The organism is Micromonospora sp. BL1, assembly GCF_003667485.1.
Lineage (GTDB): Bacteria > Actinomycetota > Actinomycetes > Mycobacteriales > Micromonosporaceae > Micromonospora > Micromonospora tulbaghiae.
In genome coordinates this window covers 21013-30978 of the sequence record NZ_RCVK01000154.1, presented here as the reverse complement: position 1 = coordinate 30978, position 9966 = coordinate 21013, and the positions used below count along the sequence as shown (strand labels likewise).

The 9966-nt window shown below is 72.8% G+C and carries 11 protein-coding genes; 7 read left to right on the top strand and 4 right to left on the bottom strand.

The genetic code is table 11. The features are described from left to right. Positions 1–393: 393 nt before the first annotated feature. Both EAD96_RS05030 and EAD96_RS05025 read left to right on the top strand, forming a co-directional pair. A complete protein-coding gene (locus EAD96_RS05030; RefSeq protein ID WP_121683448.1) occupies positions 394–969 on the top strand; it encodes a hypothetical protein in 576 nt (191 codons plus the stop codon). A 124-nt stretch (positions 970–1093) separates the two neighbouring features. After that, the gene (locus tag EAD96_RS05025; RefSeq protein WP_030273018.1) at positions 1094–1570 is read left to right on the top strand and encodes a hypothetical protein; all 477 of its coding nucleotides are present in this window, start codon (positions 1094–1096) and stop codon (positions 1568–1570) included. Between the two features lie 23 nt (positions 1571–1593). Here the strand turns inward: EAD96_RS05025 and EAD96_RS05020 are convergent, their stop codons facing one another. Next, on the bottom strand, positions 1594–2649 hold the full coding sequence (locus tag EAD96_RS05020) for a GlxA family transcriptional regulator (protein WP_199733069.1): 1056 nt from the start codon (positions 2647–2649) through the stop codon (positions 1594–1596). 70 nt (positions 2650–2719) lie between these two features. On the opposite strand from EAD96_RS05020, the gene EAD96_RS05015 reads away from it, so the two are divergent. Beyond that, positions 2720–4018: an MFS transporter gene (locus tag EAD96_RS05015; protein ID WP_121683446.1), complete on the top strand. Its 1299-nt coding sequence runs from the start codon at positions 2720–2722 to the stop codon at positions 4016–4018. A 19-nt stretch (positions 4019–4037) separates the two neighbouring features. On the opposite strand, the gene EAD96_RS05010 is transcribed toward EAD96_RS05015, so the two are convergent. Genes EAD96_RS05010 through EAD96_RS05000 form a run of 3 tightly spaced genes read right to left on the bottom strand, consistent with a single transcriptional unit; the run spans position 4038 to position 5614 of the window. Continuing rightward, the gene (locus EAD96_RS05010; RefSeq protein ID WP_120571487.1) at positions 4038–4760 is read right to left on the bottom strand and encodes an RICIN domain-containing protein; all 723 of its coding nucleotides are present in this window, start codon (positions 4758–4760) and stop codon (positions 4038–4040) included. Positions 4761–4818: 58 nt separating this feature from the next. Then, complete coding sequence (locus tag EAD96_RS05005; RefSeq protein WP_121683445.1) at positions 4819–5103, bottom strand: DUF427 domain-containing protein; 285 nt, start codon at positions 5101–5103, stop codon at positions 4819–4821. A 40-nt stretch (positions 5104–5143) separates the two neighbouring features. Further along, a complete protein-coding gene (locus tag EAD96_RS05000; protein ID WP_120571486.1) occupies positions 5144–5614 on the bottom strand; it encodes an aminoacyl-tRNA deacylase in 471 nt (156 codons plus the stop codon). 91 nt (positions 5615–5705) lie between these two features. On the opposite strand from EAD96_RS05000, the gene EAD96_RS04995 reads away from it, so the two are divergent. The 4 genes from EAD96_RS04995 to EAD96_RS04980 all read left to right on the top strand — a co-directional run bounded on the left by EAD96_RS04995 (position 5706) and on the right by EAD96_RS04980 (position 9921). Further along, positions 5706–7091 (top strand): FAD-binding oxidoreductase, encoded by a 1386-nt coding sequence (locus EAD96_RS04995; RefSeq protein ID WP_121683444.1) that lies wholly within the window; start codon positions 5706–5708, stop codon positions 7089–7091. Next, entirely contained in the window at positions 7088–8431 is a 1344-nt protein-coding gene (locus EAD96_RS04990; protein WP_121683443.1) for a class I SAM-dependent methyltransferase, read from the top strand. Before EAD96_RS04995 ends, EAD96_RS04990 begins: the two co-directional genes overlap by 4 nt. Positions 8432–8522: 91 nt before the next feature. Continuing rightward, positions 8523–9083, top strand: a complete 561-nt coding sequence (locus EAD96_RS04985; protein ID WP_091418858.1) for a helix-turn-helix domain-containing protein — start codon at positions 8523–8525, stop codon at positions 9081–9083. After that, positions 9076–9921, top strand: a complete 846-nt coding sequence (locus tag EAD96_RS04980) for an SRPBCC domain-containing protein (protein WP_121683442.1) — start codon at positions 9076–9078, stop codon at positions 9919–9921. Before EAD96_RS04985 ends, EAD96_RS04980 begins: the two co-directional genes overlap by 8 nt. Positions 9922–9966 lie beyond the last annotated feature (45 nt).

The following is a 9966-nucleotide window of genomic DNA, read 5'->3' as shown; positions in this document are numbered from 1 at the left end:
CTGGGGGTGGAATCGCTGGCGGGTGGGTGGCGTTGTAACCGGGTGAGCGACCGAGCACCAGCCGAGCCCTTCTAAGGGCTGCGCTGGCTGTGGGAACAGTCTTGGGCTGGTGGTCGTTGAGTTCGGTTCTGGCGACGTGAGCCGCGGGGAATGGTCCCGGCGGGCTGGTCGCTGAACACGGTTCCGACGACGTGGACCCCCGCGCCCCTCCGGTGGCGTGCACCGCCTCGGGAATGATGGCGGGTGGCGGGTCGTTGGACATGCTTCCGGCGCCGCGCAGAGGCAACCCCCTGCCGCGCGAGCAGCCGAGATCCCCCCAGACTTTTTGAGCGCCTGACGGTGCCCGCGTATCCCGTCCCCCGGGTGCGTCGACCCCCGAATGGAGCATTTCTGATGAACACGATCCTGCGGAAGAGCGTTCTGGGTATTGCTGGTCTGGCCTTCACCGGTGGCGTCTTCGCCGGTCCGGTGGCCGCTCACGCGGCGGACACCACCACGCATGCGAAGCCGGTGAGTGTCACGGTGCAGGGTGACAAGTTGATCCCGCACGGTGTGCAGGGCAAGCAGTCCCGTATCGACCTGAACGACGAGCAGACCAAGAACGTGAAGGCGATCATCGCCGCGACGAAGAAGGCCGGCATGGACGAGCGCGCCGCCGTCGTGTCGATCGCGACGGCGTTGCAGGAGTCGAAGCTGGAGAACCTCGGCCACCTCGGTGACCGTAACGACCACGACTCGCAGGGCCTGTTCCAGCAGCGCCCGTCCTCCGGCTGGGGCACGGTGGAGCAGATCACCGACCCCGAGTACTCGACCACGGCGTTCCTGAAGGGTCTGAAGCAGGTCGACGGCTGGCAGGACATGCCCCTGACCAAGGCCGCCCAGACCGTCCAGGTCTCCGCCTACCCCGACCACTACGCCCAGTGGGAACAGCAGGCCGCCGACCTCGTCGCCGAACACTGGAACAAGTAAGACACACGAGAAGGCCGGCACCCCGAACCAACGGGGTGCCGGCCTTCACGCGTCCGGGTGAACCGGGCGCGGTAGCAGGGGTGGCCCCGGCCGCGGCGAGGGTTGGATGCGGGGCATGGACGAGGTGGACGCCCCGGCACTGCGGCAGGCGTACGAGGAGTTGTTCGCGGAGATCGACGCGGGCGGGTTCGGGCCGCCGCCGGAAGGGCAGTTGAGCGCCGAGCAGATCGTCGCGCACCTCGCCGCCAACGACGAGTTGATGAGCGAGGCGACCGAGGCGGTGCTGGCCGGCTCGCCGTTCGCCTACTACGACCTGGACACCATCCACCGTCCGCAACTCGACGCGTTGGTCTCCGAGTGCGGCGGGCTGGACGGCCTGGCCGCGTTGTTCCGGGCAACCAGCCAGAAGCTGTGCGCGTTGGCGGAGCGGCTCGGCCCGGCGGCGGAGACACCTGTGGACACGGTGCTGCGCGAGGGCTTCGACCTGGACGTGGACGACTCCCTGCCCTGGGGCAGAGCGCTGGACCTGCACATCCGCGTGCACCTGCCGCTGCACCTGGCGCAGCTCCGCGCCCTGCGCCGCCAGCCCCACCTCGCCTGACCGCCTGACCGCCAGGCCGTCGATCAAGGAGTTGTGGCGGTGGACAACTCCGACACGTCCGGCCCTCCAGGCGCCACCACTCCAAGATCGACGGAGGCGGGGCGCGGGCCAGGAGACGGGCGGAACGTGCGGCGGTAGGCGGTGGGAGCCACGCCGACCCGGGCGTGGAAGTGCTGGCGCAGCGCGGCGGTGGTGCCGAAACCCGCGTCCCGGGCGATCCGGTCGACGCTCAGATCCGTGGTCTCCAGCAGCAGCCGGGCGTGCTCGGTGCGCTGCTGGAGCAGCCACTGGGCCGGGCTGAGCCCGGTCTCGGAGCGGAAGTGCCGGGTGAACGTGCGGACGCTCATCCTCGCGTGCGCCGCCATCTCGCGCAGCGCCACCGGCTCGTGCAGCCGCTGCCGTGCCCACTCGCGGGTGGCGGCGGTGCCGTTGTCCGCGCCGCGGGGTATCGGCCGCTCGATGTACTGGGCCTGCCCGCCGTCGCGCCACGGCGGCACCACGCAGCGCCGGGCCGCCCGGTTGGCCACCGCGCTGCCGTGGTCGGTGCGGACGACGTGCAGGCACAGGTCGATGCCGGCGGCCACCCCGGCCGAGGTGAGCACGCGACCGTCGTCGACGAACAGCACGTCGGGGTCGAGCCGTACGCCGGGGTGCAGGTGGCGGAAGCGCGACGCGTACGCCCAGTGCGTGGTGGCCGGGCGGCCGTCGAGCAGGCCGGCGGCGGCCAGCACGAACGCGCCGGTGCAGATGGACATGACGCGGGCACCCCTGTCGTACGCCGCCCGCAACGCGTCGGCCACCTCGACCGGAACCGTGCCGTCGGAAAGCGGCGAGCCGACGTGGATGCCGGGGACGATCACCGTGTCGGCGCTGCCCAGCAGTTCCAGGCCGTGGTCGGGGAGGACCTGGAAGCCGGCGCTGCTGCGTACCGGCAGGCCGCCGGGGGTGCAGGTGGCCACCGCGTACAGCGGGGTGCGGTCGTCGGCGCGGGCGGCGCCGAGGACCTGGGCCGGGGTGCCGAGGTCGAGCGCCACCACGCCGTCGAGGGCGAGGACGGCGACCCGGTGCGGTACGGACATGGCCCGATTATTGCGCACGATGGCTTTCCGGCCACTCGTCGGAGGAGCCGCCCGGCCCGAGACTCGGTTGGTGACCCGATCCCGCCTGCATCCGGCCTGGCTAGTCGCCGCCGTCGCCTTCGTCGCGCTCGTCGGCGCGGCCGGTTTCCGGGCCACCCCCGGCGTGCTGCTGCACCCGCTGCACGGCGAGTTCGGCTGGCCGCTGGCGACCATCTCCGCCGCCGTCTCGGTCAACCTGCTGCTGTACGGCCTCACCGCGCCGTTCGCCGCCGCGCTGATGGACCGGTTCGGCATCCGCCGGGTGGTGGCCGGCGCGTTGGTGCTGGTGGCCGCCGGCAGCGGCCTGACCGTGGGGATGACCGAGAGCTGGCAGCTCATCCTGTGCTGGGGCGTCCTCGTCGGGCTGGGCACCGGCTCGATGGCCCTGGCCTTCGTGGCGACGGTGACCGGGCGCTGGTTCGTCGAGCGTCGCGGCCTGGTGACCGGCGTGCTCACCGCGGGCGGCGCGGCCGGGCAGCTCGTCTTCCTTCCGCTGCTCGCGGTGCTGGTGCGCGACCACGGCTGGCGCACGGCAGCACTCGTCGTGGCCGGGGCCGCTCTGGCGGTCGTACCCCTTGTGGTGTGGTTGTTGCGGGAGCATCCGGCGGACCTGGGGCGGCCCGCCTACGGCGCGACCGAGGTCGTGCCGCCGGCCCGGCCGGAGGGCGGCGCGGCGGCGCGGGCGGTCGGCGCGCTCGCCGCCGCCGCGCGGACGCGGCCGTTCTGGCTGCTCGCCGGCGGGTTCGCGATCTGCGGCGCGACCACGAACGGCCTGGTGGGTACGCACTTCGTGCCCGCCGCGCACGACCACGGCATGCCGGAGACCACAGCCGCCAGCCTGCTCGCCGTGGTCGGGCTCTTCGACATCGCCGGCTCGATCGCCTCCGGCTGGCTCACCGACCGGGTCGACCCCCGGCTGCTGCTCGGCGCCTACTACGCGCTGCGCGGGGCGTCGCTGCTGGTGCTGCCGAGCCTGTTCGCCGGTACGGCCCGGCCGAGCATGCTGGTCTTCATCGTCTTCTACGGGCTGGACTGGGTGGCGACGGTCCCGCCGACCGTGGCGCTGTGCCGGGAGTGGTTCGGCGCATCCGGCGCCGTGGTGTTCGGCTGGGTGTTCGCCGCACACCAGTTCGGCGCCGCGCTGGCGGCCACCGGCGCCGGTCTGGTCCGGGACCGGCTCGGTGACTACGCGATGGCCTGGTACGTGGCGGGCGCGCTGTCGGTCGGCGCGGCCGGACTGTCGCTGCTGCTGCGCCGCCGCGGCGCCGGCGAGCGCGCGTTCACGTTGCCGGTGGCAGCGGGCCGGCGGGCCTGGAGCTACCGGGGTTGACCGGTCGGCGCTACCGGGGTCAGCCGGCCGCCCACTGCTGCTCGGGAGCGCCGCTGCACGGCGCCTGCTCCAGCTCGCGCCCCGGCTCGGTGCCCGCGTCGTCGACCTGCGCGCACTTGCCGCTGTGCACGGCGACCAGCAGCGCCGCACCGTTGCCGGCCGACTGGAACCGCCACTGCTGGTTGGCCTGCCCGTTGCAGGACCACTGCTGTACGTCCGCGCCGTCGTCGGTCTTCGCCTCGTTGACGTCCAGGCACTTGCTGCTGGCCGCGTTCACGAGCAGGTAGGTGTCGTCGGTGACCGGCGTGACCACCCACTGCTGCTCCGGCCCGCCGGTGCAGTCGGCGAGCGCGGCCTGCGCACCCTCGGCCTCGTCGCCGGTCACGCCGAGGCAGCGCCCGGACGGCACGCCCCGGATCACCTTCGGCGTCGCCACCGGCGCGGCGGGTGTGCTCGGCGCGGCGCTCGGCGAGGGCGACGACGACGGCGTGGGCTCCGCCGTCGGTTCCGCGCTCGGCTCGCTCGGCTCCGCTGTGGGCACCGCGGCCGCCGGCACCACCGGCCGGTCGCCGCCGCCGCCGAGCACGCCGGTGGCGAAGAAGGCCCCGAGGAGTACGCCCGCCACGCCGACGCCCAGCGCGACCCGCATCAGCGGGTCCTGGGGCAGCCGGACGCCACGGGCGCGGCGCGCGCCGCGGGCGCCGTAGACGGTGCCGGACGGGTCGGAGTGCGGGTCGGCCATGGGGGCATCCTGACCCACCGGGGCCGCCGGGTGCCAGTCGCCCCGGCGGCACGGTGACTCAGTCGACGACCCGGACGTCCTTCCAGAACGCCACCCGGTCGCGGACCATCTCCGCCTCCGGCTTGGGGTCGGGGTAGTACCAGACGGCGTCCGGGCTGGTGGCGCCACCGTGTTCGAGCGTGTAGTAGGAGGCCGTGCCCTTCCACGGGCAGACCGTGTGGGTGTCGGACTCCCGGATCAGGTCGTCGCGCAGCGCGGCACGGGGAAAATAGTGGTTGCCCTCGACCACCACTGTGTCGTCGCTCTCGGCGACGACGAGGTCGTTCCATACGGCTTTCGGCATGTCCTCCACGCTATGCCCGTGGTCGCGTGCCGGCCACTGCTCAGCGCGTCGGCTCCTCGTCGGTCACGTCGGCGACCGTCGCGCCGAGCGCGGCCAGCACGGTGTCCGCGTCGACAGCGACGGCCAGGCCGTGCTCGCCCGCGCCGAGCGTGATCTCCCGGCCGCGCAGCCGCTCGTCGGCGACCACCGGCCAGGCGGTGGTGGAGCCGAACGGGGTGATGGTGCCGCGCGCGTACCCGGTGGCGGCCTTCGCCGCCTCGGCGTCGGGCATCGACAGCCGGCTCACCCCGAGCAGGGCGCGCAGCTTCGGCCAGGAGATCACCCGGCCGCCGGGCGTCAGCACGAACAGCAGGTCGCCCTCGCCGCGGCGGACCACGATCGTCTTGACCACGTCCGGCACCTCGACGCCGCGCGCCGCGGCCGCCTCGGCGAGGCTCGCGACCGGACCGTGGCGGATCACCCGGTACGGCAGGCCGGCGTGGTCGAGAGCGGTCAGCGCGGGATTCGCCATGGCGGTCACGGTAACGCGCGAGTCGACCGCGAGTCGGCGAGGCCACCGTGGACGTCCCACGAATTGTCGTACCCGCGCGTAAGGTGATCTCATGCACGCTGTCCGTGATCATGAACGGGCGGTGGACACGCTGCGGCGCTCCTACGCCGCGGTGCCCGCCGGGGAACCCGTACGGCTGGCCAAACACACCTCGAACCTCTTCCGGCCGCGCTCCGCGCCGCGTGCCCCGGGCCTGGACGTGAGCGGCCTGACCGGGGTGCTCGCCGTCGACCCGGCGGCCCGCACCGCCGACGTGCAGGGCATGTGCACGTACGAGGATCTGGTCGACGCGACGCTGCCGCACGGCCTGATGCCGCTGGTCGTGCCGCAGTTGCGCACCATCACGCTGGGCGGCGCGGTGACCGGGCTGGGCATCGAGTCCACCTCCTTCCGCAACGGCCTGCCGCACGAGTCGGTGCTGGAGATGGACGTGCTCACCGGCGCGGGTGAGATCGTCACGACCCGGCCCCGGGGCGAGCACGCCGACCTGCACCGGGCCTTCCCGAACTCGCTCGGCAGCCTCGGCTACGCCACCCGGCTGCGCATCGAGCTGCAACCGATCCGCCGGCACGTGTCGCTGCGCAACATCCGGTTCACCCGGCTGGAGGAGCTGGTCGACGCGATCGGCGAGGTGGTCGCCAAGGGCGCCTGGGGCGGTGAGCCGGTCGACGCCATGGACGGGGTGGTGTTCAGCCCCGGCGAGGCATACCTCGTGCTCGGCACGTTCACCGACGAGGCCGACGAGCATCCGTCCGACTACACCGGCCAGGAGATCTACTACCGCTCGCTGCGCCGGCGCACCCGGGACACGCTCACCGCGTACGACTATCTCTGGCGCTGGGACACCGACTGGTTCTGGTGTTCGGCGGCGTTCGGGGTGCAGCACCCGGTGGTGCGGCGGCTGTGGCCGCGGCGCTACCGGCGCAGCGACGTCTACCACCGGATCGTGCGGCTGGAGCACCGGCACCAGGTGGCCGCCCGCGTCGACAGGTGGCGGGGCCGCCCGGCCCGCGAGCGCGTGGTGCAGGACGTGGAGGTCCCGCTCGACCGCACGCCCGAGTTCCTGCGCTGGTTCGCGGCGAACGTGGGCATGACGCCGGTGTGGCTGTGTCCGCTGCGGCTGCGGGAGCCGTCCGGTCCCGGGTCGGCGAAGGCGTGGCCGCTGTATCCGCTCCAACCGGGCGAAACGTATGTGAACATCGGCTTCTGGGGAAGCGTGCCCATCGCGGCCGGCGCCGCCGACGGCGACGTCAACCGCCAGATCGAGCGCATGGTGTCGGAGGTGGGCGGCCACAAGTCGCTCTACTCCGACGCGTACTACGACCGGGGCGAGTTCGACCGCCTCTACGGCGGGGACACCTGGCGTGCCGTGAAGGACCGCTACGACCCGGACCACCGACTCACCGGACTGTACGAGAAGGCGGTATCCCGAGCATGAGTCTGACCGACCGAACACCGGGGGCGGCGAGCGCCCCGGCCGGCCCGCCGGCGGGCGGGCGGCGTACCGGACCCACAGTCGCGGACGTGGTCCGCGCGGTCACCACCGGCGACCTGCCCGTCCGGGTCACCGGCTACGACGGCAGCGCGCTGGGCCCGGCCGACGCCGGGATCACCCTGGCGATCCGCACCGAGCGGGGCCTGTCCTACCTGCTCACCGCGCCGGGCGACCTGGGCATGGCCCGGGCCTACGTCAGCGGCGACCTGGGGCTGGAGGGCGTGCACCCGGGCGACCCGTACGAGGCGCTGCGGGTGATCAAGGACGAGGTGCCGCTGCGGCTCCCGGCGATGAGCGAGGCGCTCGCGCTGGTCCGTGGGCTGGGCTGGGAACGGCTGCGTCCGCCGCCGCCCCCGCCGCAGGAGGCGGCGCCGCGCTGGCGGCGGCTGATGACCGGCCTGCGTCACTCGCGTACCCGGGACAGCAGCGCGATCTCCCACCACTACGACGTGTCGAACGCCTTCTACGAGAAGGTGCTCGGGCCGTCCATGACGTACACCTGCGCGGTCTTCCGCAGCCCCGGCGACACGCTCGAAGAGGCGCAGCGGAACAAGTACGACCTGGTCGCCGGCAAGCTGGCGCTCAAGCCGGGGATGCGGCTGCTGGACGTCGGCTGCGGCTGGGGCGGCATGGTCCGGCACGCGGCCCGGGAGTACGGCGTCAAGGCGCTCGGTGTGACGCTGTCGAAGGCGCAGGCCGACTGGGCGCGCGCCGCGATCGAGCGGGAGGGGCTGAGCGAGCTGGCCGAGGTGCGCCACCTGGACTACCGGGACGCGCCGCGCGAGCAGTTCGACGCGATCTCCTCGATCGGGCTGACCGAGCACATCGGGGTGCGCAACTACCCGGCCTACTTCGGTGCGCTGCGCTCCCGGCTCAAGCCGGGCGGGCGGCTGCTCAACCACTGCATCACCCGCGCCGACAACCGGGCGCCGCACCGCTCCGGCGCGTTCATCGACAGGTACGTCTTCCCCGACGGCGAGCTGGCCGGTCCGGGCCGGCTGATCAGCGAGATCCACGACGCCGGGTTCGAGGTGCACCACGAGGAGAACCTGCGCCAGCACTACGCGCTGACGCTCGCCGGCTGGTGCCGCAACCTGGTCGAGCACTGGGACTTCTGCGTCGGCGAGGTCGGGCCGGGCACCGCGAAGGTGTGGGGTCTCTACATGGCCGGCTCCCGGCTGGCGTTCGAGCGCAACGGCATCCAGTTGCACCACGTGCTCGCCACGCACAACGGTCCGGACGGGGTGAACGGGTACCCGCTGCGTCCGGACTGGACGCCCTGACCGGTCGTACCGACGAAAGGCCGCGCGGACCGCGCGGCCTTTCGTCGAAGCTATTGACAAAGAAGTTTTGTACGTACAAACTGATTTTGCCATGAGAGACGTCCTGTATCTGGAACAGCGCGAGCAGGCCGAAGTCCTGCTCAAGCCGCAGCGCATCGAGGTGCTGCGGCAACTGGCCGAGCCCCGCACCTGCACCGAGGTCGCGGCCCGGCTGGAGCAGACGCCGCAGCGCGTCTACTACCACGTCAAGCAGCTCGTCGCGGCCGGGCTGGCCGAGCAGGTGGCGCAGCGGCAGGTACGCGGCATCACCGAGGGCATCTACCAGGCCGTCGCCCGGTCGTACTGGCTCTCGCCCCGCCTGGTCGGCCGCATCGGCGGCACCCGCCGGGCCCGCGACGAGCTGAGCCTGGGCTACCTGCTCGACCTCATGGAGGAGGTCCAGGCCGACATCGCCGCGCTGGACCGCACCGCCCCCGAACTGCCGTCCATCGGCGTCTCCGGCGAGATCCGGGTGCCCGCCGAACGGCGGCAGGAGTTCCTGCACGACCTGCAGACGACGCTGCAGGACCTGTTCACGCGCTACGGCGGCGCCGAGGGAGACGCCTTCAAGCTCGCCGTGGCCTGCTACCCGAAAGGCGACAAGCATGACTGAGCCGATGACCATCCGCGCCCGCCTCGCCGCACCGGTGGCGACCGTCCGCCGCGCCCTGACCGACCCCGCCGAGCTGCGCGTGTGGCTCGCCGAGCACGCCGAGGTCGAGCTTCCCCGGCGGTACGCGTTCTGGGGTCGCTACACGCCCGAGGGCGACGCGCCACACCAGCGGCTGCTGCACGTCGACGACCGGACGCTGCGCTTCGCGTGGACACTCGACGGGGTGGAGACCACCACCGAGTTCGAGCTGGAGCCCGACGGTGACGGCACCATACTCACGCTGCGGCAGAGCCACTTCAGCTTCGAGGAGGCGATGAGCGGCAGCAGCATCCGCGGCGTGCTCCAGACGTACTGGTACCTGGCGCTCGCCAACCTCAACGACCACCTGGACGGCCGGCCGCTGCTGCCGCGTACCGACTTCACCTCCGCCGACCTGCGCGGCGAGCTGCTGATCGACGCGCCGATGGACAAGGTGTGGACGTCGCTCACCGACTCGGAGCAGGCGGGCGCCTGGTTCGGCTACCCGATCGGCATTGAGCCCTGGGAGGGCGGCCGGTACGCGATGGGCGGCTTCGACGCCGGTCAGGCCGCGAAGGTGTTCGACGTGACGCCGGGGCGGGGGCTCTCCATCGACTGGGGACCGACCGGCGTGACCTCCTGGGAGCTGGACGAGTCCGAGGGCCGGACGAAGCTGACGTTCGTGCAGTCCGGCTTCGACGAGGGCAACCCGCCGTACGGCGCCTGGACCGGCATCGTCTCCGGGTTCGCCGAGCTGCGGCGCTTCCACGAGGTGCCGGACTGGAAGCCGATCTGGCTGACCGACGAGGTTCCCGCCTGACCTTCCGGTGACCCGCCCGGGGCCCGCTTAACCCGGGCCCCGGGT